General features: G+C 41.4%; 15 protein-coding genes. 7 read left to right on the top strand and 8 right to left on the bottom strand.

The window, feature by feature from the left end; genetic code table 11:
* Positions 1-28: 28 nt before the first annotated feature.
* The 6 genes from MSHOH_RS20120 to larC all read left to right on the top strand — a co-directional run bounded on the left by MSHOH_RS20120 (position 29) and on the right by larC (position 5231).
* A complete protein-coding gene (locus tag MSHOH_RS20120) occupies positions 29-691 on the top strand; it encodes a carboxymuconolactone decarboxylase family protein (RefSeq protein WP_082089438.1) in 663 nt (220 codons plus the stop codon).
* Between the two features lie 210 nt (positions 692-901).
* On the top strand, positions 902-1270 hold the full coding sequence (locus MSHOH_RS20115; protein ID WP_204245360.1) for a flavodoxin family protein: 369 nt from the start codon (positions 902-904) through the stop codon (positions 1268-1270).
* 10 nt (positions 1271-1280) lie between these two features.
* Positions 1281-1436, top strand: coding sequence for a hypothetical protein (locus tag MSHOH_RS24870; protein ID WP_204245359.1), 156 nt, complete (start codon positions 1281-1283; stop codon positions 1434-1436).
* Positions 1437-1652: 216 nt separating this feature from the next.
* Complete coding sequence (locus MSHOH_RS20110) at positions 1653-2852, top strand: aldo/keto reductase (RefSeq protein ID WP_048142366.1); 1200 nt, start codon at positions 1653-1655, stop codon at positions 2850-2852.
* A gap of 312 nt (positions 2853-3164) precedes the next feature.
* Entirely contained in the window at positions 3165-3968 is an 804-nt protein-coding gene (gene larB / locus MSHOH_RS20105) for a nickel pincer cofactor biosynthesis protein LarB (protein WP_048142364.1), read from the top strand.
* Positions 3969-4040: 72 nt separating this feature from the next.
* Positions 4041-5231 carry a nickel pincer cofactor biosynthesis protein LarC gene (gene larC / locus MSHOH_RS20100; RefSeq protein WP_048142363.1) on the top strand — a complete coding sequence of 397 codons (1191 nt, stop codon included), beginning with the start codon at positions 4041-4043 and terminating at the stop codon, positions 5229-5231.
* A 242-nt stretch (positions 5232-5473) separates the two neighbouring features.
* Here the strand turns inward: larC and asd are convergent, their stop codons facing one another.
* The 6 genes from asd to MSHOH_RS20070 all read right to left on the bottom strand — a co-directional run bounded on the left by asd (position 5474) and on the right by MSHOH_RS20070 (position 10495).
* Positions 5474-6502, bottom strand: coding sequence for an aspartate-semialdehyde dehydrogenase (asd, locus tag MSHOH_RS20095; RefSeq protein WP_048142361.1), 1029 nt, complete (start codon positions 6500-6502; stop codon positions 5474-5476).
* A 94-nt stretch (positions 6503-6596) separates the two neighbouring features.
* Positions 6597-6779: an indolepyruvate ferredoxin oxidoreductase subunit alpha gene (locus tag MSHOH_RS20090; RefSeq protein WP_048142359.1), complete on the bottom strand. Its 183-nt coding sequence runs from the start codon at positions 6777-6779 to the stop codon at positions 6597-6599.
* A gap of 246 nt (positions 6780-7025) precedes the next feature.
* On the bottom strand, positions 7026-7334 hold the full coding sequence (locus MSHOH_RS20085) for a hypothetical protein (protein ID WP_048142358.1): 309 nt from the start codon (positions 7332-7334) through the stop codon (positions 7026-7028).
* Positions 7335-7484: 150 nt separating this feature from the next.
* Positions 7485-8543, bottom strand: a complete 1059-nt coding sequence (locus MSHOH_RS20080) for a CobW family GTP-binding protein (protein ID WP_048142356.1) — start codon at positions 8541-8543, stop codon at positions 7485-7487.
* Between the two features lie 265 nt (positions 8544-8808).
* A complete protein-coding gene (locus tag MSHOH_RS20075; RefSeq protein ID WP_048142354.1) occupies positions 8809-9114 on the bottom strand; it encodes a hypothetical protein in 306 nt (101 codons plus the stop codon).
* Between the two features lie 880 nt (positions 9115-9994).
* Positions 9995-10495, bottom strand: coding sequence for a hypothetical protein (locus MSHOH_RS20070; RefSeq protein WP_239451078.1), 501 nt, complete (start codon positions 10493-10495; stop codon positions 9995-9997).
* A gap of 266 nt (positions 10496-10761) precedes the next feature.
* Between MSHOH_RS20070 and MSHOH_RS20065 the strand changes: the two genes are divergently transcribed.
* Positions 10762-11757, top strand: coding sequence for a radical SAM protein (locus MSHOH_RS20065; RefSeq protein ID WP_048142352.1), 996 nt, complete (start codon positions 10762-10764; stop codon positions 11755-11757).
* 1237 nt (positions 11758-12994) lie between these two features.
* Here MSHOH_RS20065 and MSHOH_RS20055 read toward each other — a convergent pair.
* Together MSHOH_RS20055 and MSHOH_RS20050 are read right to left on the bottom strand one after the other, a co-directional pair.
* On the bottom strand, positions 12995-13798 hold the full coding sequence (locus MSHOH_RS20055; protein ID WP_048142348.1) for a 2-amino-3,7-dideoxy-D-threo-hept-6-ulosonate synthase: 804 nt from the start codon (positions 13796-13798) through the stop codon (positions 12995-12997).
* Between the two features lie 100 nt (positions 13799-13898).
* The gene (locus tag MSHOH_RS20050) at positions 13899-14414 is read right to left on the bottom strand and encodes a deoxyuridine 5'-triphosphate nucleotidohydrolase (RefSeq protein WP_048142343.1); all 516 of its coding nucleotides are present in this window, start codon (positions 14412-14414) and stop codon (positions 13899-13901) included.
* Positions 14415-14693 lie beyond the last annotated feature (279 nt).

Below are 14693 nucleotides of genomic sequence, written 5' to 3'. Positions count from 1 at the left end.
GATATAAAAAATTTGGCAGAGAAGGTTTATGGGACCACAGACGGGACTCATTTGTGGACGGTCTGTTTCAAAAACAGAAGAACTAACAATTAATCATTCGTCAACTTTAGACCAAGTCAGAGTACATGTGGGTGTAGCATTAAATGTGGGTGTAGCATTAAATGTGGGCGTAACTCCGATAGAGATAAAGGAAGCAATCTATCAGTGCGTACCACATCTGGGATTTTCTAAAACATTAAATGCAATGTACCAGGCCAATGAAGTTTTTAAAGAGAGAAACATCCCGCTTCCAGTTGAAAGTCAAAAGCAGGTAAATGAAGATACGCGCTTTGACGAGGGATTAAAAGTACAAAAGGTTATCTTTGGTGATGTGATTGAACAAATGCAAAAAAATACACCTGAGAATCAAAAGCACATTCAGCGATTTTTGTCAGCATTTTGCTTCGGAGATATATATACAAGAAGTGGTCTTGATTTAAAAAGCAGAGAATTATTGACCCTATGTATCCTAAGTACTTTAGGTGGCTGTGAAAACCAGTTAAAATCACATGTGAGAGGAAATCTGAGTGTTGGAGATGATGAAGAAACAATGATTGAAGCAATTACGCAAAGTTTACCTTACATGTGCTTTCCAAGAACTTTGAACGCTCTAAATTGTGTAGATGAGATAGTGCCAGAAAGCAATAAGTAATTAGTGCGTTTTGTGGATGAAAACCTATGAATTGTTTATCAATTTCTTTTTATATTTCCTCGTTATTGACGGAGCAAATAGTTATATATTATTATGTATTTAATGATTGATTGATCAGTCAGTAACCAAATTCACATTATAATGAGCTTGTCTCACAACTCAAATTTACAGAAATATAAAACATAAGCAAGAATATGGAGGATCATACAAATGAGTAAAAAAGTACTGGTTCTGTCCGCCAGCCCGAGAAAAGGCGGAAACTCCGACCTGTTGTGCGACCAGTTTATTCTTGGAGCAAAAGAAGCTGGACACTCTGTGGAGAGGATATTCTTGAAGGACAGGGAAATCAATTACTGCACAGGATGCGGAGCCTGTTATAGCATGGGAGAAGGCTGTCCCCAAGAAGATGATATGCCTGAAGTCCTGGAAAAAATGATTGCTGCAGACGTGATCGTAATGGCAACACCGGTTTACTTCTACACGATGAATGGTCAAATGAAGACTCTAATTGACCGTACCTGCTCCCGTTATACAGAAATCAGCGATAAGGATTTTTATTGCGACGGCAGCCGACGATAATAGGCAGGCAATGGAGAGAACGTTTGAAGGATTCCGGGGATTTACTTCCTGTCTTGAAGGGGCAAACGAAAAGGGTATTATCTATGGAACTGGTGCCTGGAACATTGGAGACATCAAAGGAAGCAAAGCAATGGAACAGGCATATGAAATGGGAAGAGCGGCTTGATCGAAGGATAAGATACAGTGAGCAGAGCAGAGTCATGCGAACCGAGATTTGAAGAATTATATGGAGATGCATAACTAAAACTTATTTTTTCACTCTTTTTGTGAGTGATTGATCAATCAAAGTACATATATACTAAAAACCATATTTATTAATGACTGTTCAGTCAGTCAATGGCGATACTAGATGACACAATTCTAATATTCAGGAGAATGAAAAATGCTTTACAGAAAAATGCCTGAAAATGGAGACGAACTTTCGATACTTGGATTCGGATGCATGCGTCTCGCCTCAAAAGAAGACGGTAGTATAGATGAAGAAAGAGCCACCAGGCAGGTACATTATGCAATCGACCACGGAGTAAACTATGTTGATACTGCCTGGCCTTATCACATGGGAGAGAGCGAGCCTTTCCTGGGCCGTGCCCTTGCCAACGGGTACCGCGAAAAAGTGAAACTTGCCACAAAGCTTCCTTCCTGGCTTATAGAGAGGCGGGAGGATATGGATAAATTCCTGAATGCTCAGCTGGAGAAACTCAACACAGACCACATCGACTATTATCTCATACACGCCCTCGTTGGTGGTCTTTGGGACAGTGTCGAAAAGCTTGGTGTAGCTGATTTCCTTGACAAAGCCAAAGCTGACGGCCGCATCAGGAATGCAGGTTTCTCCTTCCACGGTGCGGGGGAGGATTTCACCCGGATAGTGGACGTTTGTGACTGGGACTTTTGCCAGATCCAGTACAATTTCCTGGACGAAAAGAATCAGGCAGGTACCAAGGGATTGGAATATGCAGCTTCAAAAGGTCTTGGAGTAATCATTATGGAGCCCCTCCGCGGAGGGAACCTGACAAAAACCGTGCCTCAAGCCGTGAAAGAAATCTGGGACGAAGCCCCAATAAAGAGGTCTCCTGCTGAATGGGCACTCCGCTGGGTATGGAACCATCCGGAGGTCACGGTCGTCCTTTCCGGCATGAATGAGGAGGAGCATATTCAGGAGAATCTCAGGATTGCAGAACAGGCATACCCGAATTCCCTGGCAGAAACCGAACTTCAATTAGTAAAGAAAGTAGAACAGAAGTATCGTGAACTGATGAAAGTGGGCTGTACCGGCTGCCAGTACTGCATGCCCTGTCCGGCGGGCGTGAATATTCCACTCTGTTTCGAGCAGTATAACAACCTGTATTTGGTCGACAACCCCGACGAGGAACGGTTCATGTATGCGGCACGGCTTGGCGGCGCTGTCGGTCTCGGGGAACCCGAATTTGCATCCATGTGTGTTCAGTGCGGACAGTGCCTTGAAAAATGTCCCCAGCACATTGATATACCAACGATGCTCGAATCTGTTGTAGAAGAACTGGAAGGACCCGACTTTGAGCAGAGAGTTGCCATGGCGAGGGAGATGTTCAAGCGGACTTAAAAGCGAGAACGATTTGAAGTGAAAAACGACAAAATAAAGATATTGTTTAAGCTGACTTTTATCGAAGGATTAAACAATATCTCCATTTTCCGCTGCTGCTTTTCATTCAGTTAACTGTACTCATTCAGCTTTATAATTTTGAGTTTTTTATCTCAAGTCACAAAGCAATAATACAAATAATTATAAAAATCAAACGTGTACGAATATGGCACGAAACTCTAAAAAGTTTCCAAACTAATAATTATTGCCTGGTAGCTTGGTTTAAGCTGTTTATTGCTAAAGCATTCAATCCTTTTCGATTAAGGGTGGCGCATGGATCTCACTGATATATTAAAATCTGTCAAAGAAGGAAAAACCGATCTTGAAACTGCGGAACAGCAGGTCCGAGGTCTGGGTTTTGTTTCCTATTCGCATATAGCTAAAGTGGATACCCACAGGAAAAACAGGACTGGTGTAGTCGAAGCTATTCTTGCTGACTGCAAGGAACCTGAAGATGTTGTCGAAATTGCCAGGGTTATGGTAGAAAAAAGTAAAAGAGCCCTGGTTACTCGCGCCTCTGCCTCACACGTGGAAGCATTAATGAAGGTTTTTGGTTCTGAAAAACTGGAGTGGAACAGCCGTGCACGCACCGTGATTATCCACGACGGCACCCCTGCTCCACGTACGGGAGGAGTTGTTGGAGTCATATCCGCAGGTACGGCAGATATTCCTGCTGCAGAAGAAGCCAGGGTTATTGCTTCTGAAATGGGTTGTGAAACTATTGCCGTGTACGATGTAGGGGTTGCCGGGATCCACAGGTTGATCCCCGAACTGCAGAAACTTAAACTCCGGAACCCGGGAGCAATCGTTGTTGCAGCCGGAAGAGAGGGGACGCTTCCGACTATAGTTTCAGGGCTCGTCGACGTGCCGGTAGTAGGGCTTCCGGTATCCACTGGTTATGGGGCAGGCGGTGGAGGAAAAGCAGCCCTGCTGTCAATGCTTCAGTCCTGCTCGACCCTTGCAGTGGTAAATATTGATGCTGGATTTGTTGCAGGAGCTTATGCAGCCAGGATTGCCAATATGATTGCTGCTGCCGGGGCAGAGAAAAAAACTGAAGAAGCGGAACAGGAAGATTAATCGGGAGAATTTTGATACCCGGAAAATAATGACTGTGGATGAATTAAAGAGTAAAATTCAGGGAGGAACTTTATGAAATCACTGGTCTTTAACCCTTTTTCAGGTGCAGCAGGAGATATGATTCTGGGGTGTACTCTAGATCTTGGAGCTGACAGGAAAGAAGTAAAAGAATTAATCGAAGCATCTGCACCGGTATCCATGGATATTAGGGAAGTAGTAAAAAAAGGAATCAAAGCCCTGGATGTTCACATAAACGTACCTGAAAAAGAGCATGTTCGAACATACCCTGAAATTGTGGACCTTGTAAAGGCTGCAAAACTGCCCGCGAAAGTGGAGGCAAGTGCTCTTGATATTTTTTTGAAAATGGCAGAGGCTGAAGCTACAGTCCATGGGCAACCTGACCTTGAAAAGCTTCACTTTCATGAAGTGGGGCAGAGTGATGCCCTTGCCGATGTTATAGGCTCTTCTGCAGCCATCCATTCTCTTAACTGCGATTCGGTTTACTGCACTCCTATCAGCGTGGGAGGCGGAACAATAGAATGCGCCCACGGGACTCTCCCAGTGCCAGCTCCTGCAACCCTTGAGATCCTCAGGAGAGGAAAGCTCTATTTCAGGGGAGGCAACGTGAATAAGGAGCTGCTTACTCCTACAGGGGCTGCAATTCTTGCACATTTTGTGAAGCCTGTTGACACTTTTCCTCAGGGAAGGGCAATTGCCATCGGATACGGAGCAGGGGATGCCGAGCTTGAGGGTCCCAATGTGCTTCAGGGAGTGTTGCTTGAGCCTGATTCGCATCTGATTCCGGATATTATCGAGGTTCTTGAGACCAATGCTGACGATGTAAGCGGGGAAGTCCTGGGCAACCTTTTCGAGGAACTGCTTTCAATGGGAGCCAGAGATGTTGCTATTATGCCCGCAACCATGAAAAAAGGAAGACCTGCTCATATTATCAAGGTCATTGCAAAGCCTGAAGATAGCGCAAAACTCGCCCGGAAGATCATTATTGAGACAGGGTCGCTTGGAGTCAGGGTTATGCCTGCCCGACACAGGCTAATGGCTGCCCGAAATATTGAAAGGATAAAAATAGATCTGGAAGGTCAGGAGTTTGAAACTGCGGTCAAAATCGCCAGGGACTCGGAAGGAGTTCTGCTCAATATCTCTGCGGAATTTGAAGACTGCAAAAAAATCGCAAAAGCCAGCGGGATTCCTGTAAGAGAAGTTATGCGCAGGGCAGAAGAGGCTGCAAGAAGGCTTTTCTCCTGAGAATTCCTGAAATGGAATGCTTGAAAAATCAATTTCAAAGTTAGAATCAAAACATTTAAGGAAAATAAATTCAAAACAAAAGTTTCTGCGAGAAGAATTTTAATAAAGTAAAAAGTCCGGGTTTTCAGACCTTTTACTTCTAATTCTTATTCTTTACTATTTTCTACTGATTTCTGCAGTTTCAATCGTGCTTTTAAGCTTCCAGTCCTGATGTTTTTGCTGCTGAAGCATTTCGTCTGAACTCAGAGCTTGCCAATCGAGTGCAGGAGTTCTGCATTAAGGACGCTTGCACCTGCAGCTCCGCGGATTGTGTTGTGCCCCATTGCAATGTAACGGATCCCTTCTCTGATCCTGCCTACTGAGACGCTCATGCCTCTGCCCATGTTACGGTCAAGGCGCGGCTGGGGTCTGTCAATTTCATCCCGCACTATCAGGGCTTTTCCCGGCTCTGAGGGGAGTTCTCCGAGTTTCGGGTCGAATTTGAGGAAAGCTTCCCTTACTTCTTCAGGTGTGGGCTTGTCTCTCATGCCTGCCCAGATAGCTTCAGTGTGCCCGTCAACTACAGGGACCCTGTTGCATGAAGCGCTAACCTTTACGTCCGCAGGCACGATTTCTGAGCCGTTGAATTCCCCGAGGAGTTTTAAAGTTTCAGTTTCCATCTTCTTCTCTTCGCTTCCTATGTAGGGAATTACGTTATCATAGATTGCCATGGCTGAAACTCCGGAAAACCCTGCACCGGAAATTGCCTGCATTGTAGCTACCTGCACGGTTTCGAGCCCGAACTTCATGAGGGGCTTTAAGGTAATTGTCATGACAATTGTGGAGCAGTTAGGGTTTGTAATGATGTATCCGTCCCAGCCCCTTGTGTCCTGCTGGACTTCAAGGAGTCCCAGGTGTTCTGGGTTTACTTCTGGAATTACAAGAGGGACGTCTTTTTCCATCCTGTAGGATGATGCATTGCTTGCAACTGCAAACCCGGCTTTTGCAAACTCGGGTTCCACTGTAAGGGCAAGGTCTGCAGGAAGAGCCGAAAAGACCACATCCGCATCAACGGCTTTCGGGTCTACAGGAACAACTTCTATGTTTTCGACACTTTCCGGCATGGCGGTGTCCAGTTTCCAGCCTGCCGCTTCTCTATACGTTTTGCCGGCACTCCTTTCGGACGCTGCAAGGGCTGTGATCTCAAACCACGGATGGTTTGCAAGTGCTTCTACAAATCTCTGCCCTACAGCGCCAGTGGCGCCTAAAATTCCCGCTTTAACTGCTGCCATCTAAAAAATTGCCTCCGGAGAGATAAAAATGATTTGATAAAAAGGAAAAAGAAAAGAATGGAATAAAAAGTTATTCCATCTTGATCTCTGTTTTTTATTCCTGTACTTTAATTGCCTGGTTCGGGCATGCTTCTTCACATGCACCGCACTCTACACATTCATCCTGGTCAACGACTGCACAGCCCTTTTCTTCATCAAGGGTGATTGCCTCAGAGGGACATTCATCGACACAGGTTCCACATCCAGAACATTCATCTGCGTTAACTAATGCTGGCATATTTTTTTCACACTCCTTTTTGATTTGCTCGATATGTACCAGGAAATTATATCAGGGCGTTTTTGAAACTTCCATAGAATATCGAAAAAATTGATCATAACGCCATTATTCAGATAACCATAAAAACTTATCGTTTTTTAGCAAAAAGCAATTTTCAAGAATCGGAAGGAGCTAAGGCTTATGCTTCCAAAATTTATGTTTTAGAAAGTATGGAAAAATAAGAAAGAATATGAGAAAATATGCTTTTTAACACACGGAATCATGCAATGCGATTCCCGAATCTGTAAGCCGGTACATGCCGTCTTCAAACTTGAGGAATCTTTCTTTGAGCAGGAAATCCATATTGAACTTAAAGAAGAAATCGTTTAACCCCGACTCTTCTTTTAACTGTTTTTCAGTTTTTCCGAAGATCCCTACTGTCCGAAGGAGTTTCCTTCTTGCCGGATTTATGGAAACCTTTTCCATCATCATATGTTCCATTTTGACAACTTCGCCTTCTGTAATTTCTTCTTTTGAAGCGAAATAAGCATCAATTTCGTCAATTTCGTCGTGCATATAGAAGCTCCATTTTTTTTATCTTTAATATTTCAGGTATCCTTTCCTTTAATATCTCAGTTTTTCTGATATTTTGCTTTCTTTACTGAGTGAAACAGAAATTTGTTGATGTTCACTTTTTTCACTCTTTTGCCAGTGTTTCTCCAGTGCTCATTTCTTTTTCATGATCCCGCTTATTTTCGTAAGTGAACCATGTTGCTGCTGTTCTTTTTTCTTAAAAGATACATCTGACTCCCGTAGTTTCTCTTCAAGTGTACTCTCCACTATTCCCGTGAGCTTATCTTTCGGGATCTTTGTAATTGCAGACAGAAGTCTGATTTCGAGCTTTTCATTTTTGCGAGGAATGAACTCTACCTGCGGGGCTTCTTCTGAAGAGGTTACACTACCCTTGATCATGGAACTCGGGAGTTTCAGAGAAAGTTTAACATGGCCTATAAAGTCAGGATTAATCTCCCTCACTTTGTCTCTTATGGTCTGAAGGCTCTCTTCAATAAATTGCCTTCCTTCTTCAGGGTTAAACCCGCAGGATGAGAGGGTATAAAGGACTGAATGAGCCGAGACTTCAGAAATTTCAATAGAATTTTGCTTTTCCTGAGAGGGTTTCTCAATCCCTGGAAGTGCAAGATGAATGAACAGGTCTTTAAACTGTTCATCTCCTACTTTTGCTGAAAACTTAAGGACCCTGGCTTCAGGGTTCAGTTCTGCAAGCATCTGCTCTGTTGCCATAACTATTTCTGCAGGCGCCACATCCACTTTATTTATGCCAAGGATTTCAGCTTCTTTTACTTGGGTCTCAATAAACCTTGGGATCTCTTTTGCCTCGGTGCCGAAACGCCCGGGGTCTACAAGGGTTACAACCGGAGCAAAAGATAACTCCGAAAGTCCCATCACTTCGATTTCTTCCCTGATCTGTCCGGGGAAAGCAATTCCTGTTGGCTCGATAATTACGATATCAGGCTTAAACTCTTCTTCAAGGGTCTGAAGAGTATACTGCATGCTGATTTTTAGTGTACAACAGATGCAGCCGCTTGTTAGTTCCTGTGTCATAATTCCGGGGCTTTTAAGCGTCTCTCCATCAAGCCCTATTTCCCCTATCTCGTTTACGATAATTGCAGTCCGTTTTCCGGCATCACTAAGCTGCCTGCTAATCCTCTGAATTGCGGTTGTTTTCCCGCTTCCGAGAAAACCTCCTATGATCATGACTTTCATGTTTTTCCTGTCCTATTACCTGAAAAAAGATTCTATGTCAGGCCGACAAATGTAATATATTTACTCCTATATATAAAATAGGCAACGTGTTTTATTTGAGGCTTATGAGATAAGTCTTGCCGGAAAAGGATATTCCTCTTCCCAAAACTGACTTTGTCGGCTGTGCGGAGGGAGTTTGTCAGAAGAAAACTTCCGTTTTTAGCTCGCAGACAAGAGTTTTTCGAAACGTAAATGTTCCTTAAAACTATATCATAACTATAATCTGTTAAAGTTTCGGAAGCACCTTAAGTCCGAGATCTGTCAGCCTGTAGACTCCCTCTTCATCCTGATAGAGAAAATCAGTATTTATCAAAATTTCAGTATGGAACTTTAAAGCAGCTTCATCAAGACCGGTTTTTTTAAGGAGTTCTTCTTTACTTTTCCCAAGAAAACATATGGTTTGCATTATGTCCCTTCGGACCTGGCTGGATGCTGCATAGTAAGTTTTTTCACATTTTTCCTGTAGCAGTTCTTTTTCGGTTTTTACCTGCGAATCCAGAAAAAGGTCAATTTCATCTTTTTCTTCTATCATTTATGACCTCCTGTACCGTAAAAGAATATATTTTAAAAATCAGGAGGGTTAATATATAATTATTTTGATTTTGTTTCGGAATTTTCATTTTATAGCACGTGAGCAGGTCAAATTTCTCATGATGCATGAAAAAAATCACAAAATTGAAACTTATAATAAGTTTAAAATGAATCAGGAATTCATGATAAAGCTTCTAAAAATCAACTTTCTTTTGTAATTATTTCTGAAAAATAGGCTTGCGTTCCCATCCAAAAACCTGGAAGTTCCGAACGGCATTAAGAGATGCTTTTATTTTGTCTGGGAAGAGATATTGAGGTACTGGACTCACGGGTTGCGAGTTTTAGTTTAGTTTCTTTCTTCTTTATCCCTTTATTTGTGTGGAGTAGATCTTGTAATTTTGGGGTGTTGAAGGGATGAGAACGCAAATTATACTACGCGTTTCAGGTATATAATACTTTTGTAAATTTATGTAACACATAATGTTATTATATTCATGTATCATTATTACATCATTGTAATTTTAATCAATGGAGCTAATATTATAGTACTCATATATCATTCCGAATCAACCTAGAAAATCAGGATCAGATATCTTATTTCCTTGAAATTTCTCTTTGAGTTTAAAAAATGACCGGGTATGAATACACTTGGATGTAAGAAAGAGAAGATTTAAAATAGAGATCAGGAATTAACTAGATCGAGAATTTAATAATTAGAAAATAATAGTAGAAACAATGTTAGAGAATAATAATAGTAGAGAACAATAGTAGAGAATAAATAATAAAGAACAATAGGTTAGAGAGATTCAGGAAAAAGGCAATGTGCTGGAAAATCCAGCAGAATTGCTACCTTATCTTTATTTTAGGGTTCCTATTGTTATTTATTGCCCCTGAGAATACTCCATTACATTGCCTTCTTCATCAACGATTTTCATTTTGCCATCTTTCATGCTCATCTCGGAAATTACTTCTCCTGAAGCGTCATAAGCAGTCCAGAAGTAGGTTTCTCCGTTCTCGGACCATAAATATTCAATTTTGGAGAAGTCTTCATCTTCAACATTAGTCTCATAAACGGCTTTGCACATCAGGACACCATCAACAGTTTCGGTCCCTGTGATCTTCATTGTAACTTCTTCGCCTGTCTGGGGGTTTGTTGACTTCCATGAAGAACCTACAGCACACCAGTCGCTGGAGTCTCCGGTGGATACCATTTCCACTTTAACTTCTTCTCCTTCATCCTCTGCAGAAGCCACTTCTTCGTTTACTTCTTCAATCGATTCTTCAGGAACATTTGTGTCTTCTTCACTGTTTTCACTACACCCCGAGGAAACAGCAAAAATGGCACATATGAGTATTACCAGTACTGGAAACCACTTCTTCAACAAAACTCTATTCCTCCTAGATTAATTTCGAACTTTAAATAGCATTTGTTTTATTTATATATGCTTATTTCGATTTTTTCCAGGGAAAAAGACTTTTTTTCAATCCAGATATTATAAATTAATGTCTAACGAAAAGATTCTTCCTTATCTCAAAGCTGGTTCCAGACTATTTAAGTTATATTTTCAGAATGATTTATATACTATCTGGTGATGATGAAAAAAGGCCGGAACTACAGGAAAGAATAGTTATCTTGAGGAACACCCTAATGCAAAGTACGCAAATCACGCCGGAAATAAAAGCTTTTCTTATCTCAATAGGTTCCGTTTCTGTGGACCCTTTACTTATTCCAAGGGCGCGAGGTTCTACTGCAGGTCCAGGGGCAGGTACAAGCTCCGTTTTTTTTAGAGCAGGAGGGAAGCGGGTCAGGCTCAGCGTAAACAAGAATTCCCCTCTTTCCATTGCCGCAGCAGGAGATAGCGAGACAGTTGCGCTTCTGCATGAAGGCAAAGAACTTGCCAGAGGAAAACTTGAACCTGCACCTGCACATTGCCCTGATCAGGCTTTTATCACGCTCTGCGAAAGATGTATTTTTGACTGCAAATACTGCCCTGTACCTAAACTTCAGGGGCATGTCAAGAGTGAGGAGGAAGTCCTGAGCATAGTGGATGATGTCCTTCAGGCAGGATCTCTCAAAGCTATCTCCATTACCTCAGGTGTCGAAACCTCAATCGAGGGAGAAGTTGAGCGTGTACTCAGCCTTCTCCCTGCACTTCAAAAATACGATGTCCCCATAGGAGTTTCTGTATATCCAACCAGGGGCTGTTCCCGAAAATTCTACGATTCTGGAGTTGCCGAGGTTAAGTATAATGTCGAAACCATGGACAGAGAAATATTCCGGAAGGTGTGTGGAGATCTTTCTCTTGATTATATTCTGGACAGGCTTAAAGAAGCTGTGGAAATTTTCGGAAAAAACAGGGTCTTCAGTAACTTCATAATAGGACTTGGGGAAACTGATGATTCTGTCAGGGAAGGAATCGAGACCCTTGCAAAGATAGGGGTAATTCCAATCCTGCGCCCGGTAAACCCTCATCCTCTCAGATCAGGGGACTGTTTTACCGAACGTCCTTCTCCTGAACGCCTTTTGAAACTTGCGAAAATGGAAGCTGAAATCCTGAAGAAATACGGGCTAGATCCCTCCCTTGCAATGACAATGTGTCTTAAATGCACAGGTTGCGACCTTGTGCCCGCTGTAGATTTCTAATGCCGGCATAGATATGAACGCAGAGCAGGTTTCTGGCTTAAAGAACAGTCTCTTTTGAGTTCTGGAGCCTGACTTTTAATTTTCACCTTTTTGATAATTTTTTTACTTTTATAATTGTAAAAATTATTTTTAGACTTTTCAGTTTCTCCTTTTTCTTTAAAGAGGAACCCCCTTATTTCCACTGGAACTTTTCGTAAATTTATTTTTTACTATTTTTTAGTTCTTCCTCATCTATGACTTTTCGTTTTTTTCCTATATACTTTTCAATTGTTTCCCGGATTTCACTGTTATAAACGGTTTTTCTCTTTTATCTTTTCATTATCCACTTTCACTATCAGGAGTGCTTCTGGACTGCTCTACTCTTAAGAAATCTATCTTTTTCTCGGTTCTTCCTTAAGTTAAAGTCTCCTTACTTTATTTTTGCCTTAACTCATCATCGGCTTCCTTATTTGCCTTGGTATCCTTATTCTCTCACATTACTTTCTCAAGTGGTGTTTACTTTTCAATCGTTTATTTTTTCTTTTAATTATTTTATTTTGTCCTCCCCTTTTTCTATCCTGTATAAGTTTATCCTGCATACTTTTCTAATTCATTGAATCTCACATATCCTTAAATTTTATTAAAAAAGTATCCATTTCACATTCTGCTCTTTATAATAAAAATCTAAAAAGCCCCAAATTTCCACTGGAATCTACAGGTAAACCGGGAACTCTTTATTTGATATATACAGAAACAGTGTTTAAATCTGATAGTCCTTCAAGAGATTAAGGTTCTATTTCAGAAAAGGAATTTGCATTGTCTGAAGCTTTGCATCTACTTACTTTTATTAAAGTCTACTGAATAATCTCGGTATATTCTTCGAGGTTAAGATTAAATGAACAGAAAAGTGAAGGAGCATTGGAGACTATTTGTTCAATTAAGAACACTCGAAGGAATCCTGAGTTATAGCTCAAAATTTTTATTTTGTTTTACCTGCTTTTTCTGGAACTTAAGTGAAGTTATGAAGTCAAATATTAAATTTTGTTCTTTATGTATCTGAAGGAACATTTCTTCTGAAAAGTAGCACCCCCTTCATTTCCACTGGAAAGGATGACAGGAAATTTCCTGAAAAGTAAATTCCCCGTTCCGTCAAATCTGAAATTAAGATCTTAATTATGTCTACGACTTTCTAAACTAATTGATTAACTAACTAATTAACCAACTAATAAATTTTCCTTTTTATCTTGATATTCGGGCTTCAGGCACTTTTACCAAGGTTTGTTACTTCTTCTGCAGTCATACCTTCGTGGACGATTTTTGAAATTCTCCGTACAAGTCCTGTTGGGTCTTCTGCCTGGAATACATTTCTTCCTATTGCAACACCACGTCCGCCTGCTTCAAGAGAGCCTTGAATCATCTCAAGCAGTTCTTTTTCCGAGCCCATTTTGGGGCCGCCTGCAATAATTACAGGTACAGGACATCCGTCAACAACTTCTTTGAAAGTTTCCGGACTTCCGGTATAGTTAGTTTTAACAATATCCGCTCCAAGTTCAGCGCCAATCCTTGCTGCATGCTTTACTACATCAACATCATACTCAGAACGTACTTTTTTACCGCGTGGATACATCATTGCAAGGAGAGGAATTCCCCATTCATCGCATTTTCCTGCAACATAGCCGAGACCCTGCAACATTTCAAATTCGTCTTCAGCCCCTATGTTAATATGGACAGATACCGCATCAGCCCCAACCTTTATAGCTTCTTCTACAGTTGTTACAAGGACTTTATGGTTCGGGTCAAGGGCAAGTGAGGTAGAAGCCGAAAGGTGGATTATCAGACCTACATCATGTCCATATCCTCTGTGCCCGTGTTTGGCAAGCCCCATGTGTCCGAGTACGGCATTCGCTCCACCTTCAGCAACCCTATTTACAGCTTCCTGAAGGTTTGTAAGCCCTGAAATGGGCCCTGCACCGACTCCATGGTCCATGGGAATGATAATTGCATTACCTGTATTTCTATCGAAAATACGCTCCATCCTAACGGATTTTCCTATAGTACTCATAGGCTGTGATATACGGATCAGATGATATATACTTTATCTATATATTTTCGAAAGATATCTCTCTCCAGACTTTTAAGCACCGTCCTTTTTTTCGTAAAATTCATTTTGTGTTTTCGTTCTGGTAGACTCCTGAATAACCTTCCTCTACTTCGGTATTAAGGGTATAGAAAAGGAGCTGCATTATCCTGGCATTTTTCTTCAACTTAAAACCTGCCGGATTATAAACTACAAGCATGGACTCGCTGCGTCCCCTGTAACCTGCGTCCCATACCGCGGTTTCAAGAGTTGCCCCGCATCGAATAAGACTTGATCTCGGCTTTGCAATTGCAGCCAGGTCCATGGGAATATTTACGATTTCATTAAACAGGACTTTATAAATGCCTCTGGGAAGATGAATCCAGTCGTCGCTCCCGAATTCCAGGTTTTTTGCGTCGGGAACTTTCCTTTCAGAATTATCAAAATCGACAGCTCCCGTACCTTCTATTGTTTTTATCTCTTTCAGGGTAAGTTCAAGCCCATTGGGCTGGATCTGGGTTTCTACATCGACTGCGTTTTCAAGCAAAGGGGGATTTGCCTGTATGAGTTTTCTTAGTTCGTTGCTGGATAGAAGAGTCATGGAAAACTGTAATTGTGTGTATTCTTTATTACCATTTCGGGCTTTTTAGATTCTTCACCTGTTCCGATAAATCTTTCATTTTCCCTGGTCTCTTTCTTTTTCACCCAATTTTTATATAACTCAATATTATTATTTTAACTATTATCATGTGTAAGTATTTATGAAAAGGTTTATTGTTTTTGGGTTAGTACCTAGGTAAAACAAATAGTGTTTGTTATAGTCTTGATGATGTCTGGATAGTACTTTTCATTGTGTCTGACAAAAGGGCTTAAAAGAGGC

This window comes from Methanosarcina horonobensis HB-1 = JCM 15518 (genome assembly GCF_000970285.1).
GTDB lineage: Archaea > Halobacteriota > Methanosarcinia > Methanosarcinales > Methanosarcinaceae > Methanosarcina > Methanosarcina horonobensis.
The sequence above is the reverse complement of the archived record's forward strand: the minus strand, read 5'-3'. Positions and strand labels throughout refer to the sequence as shown.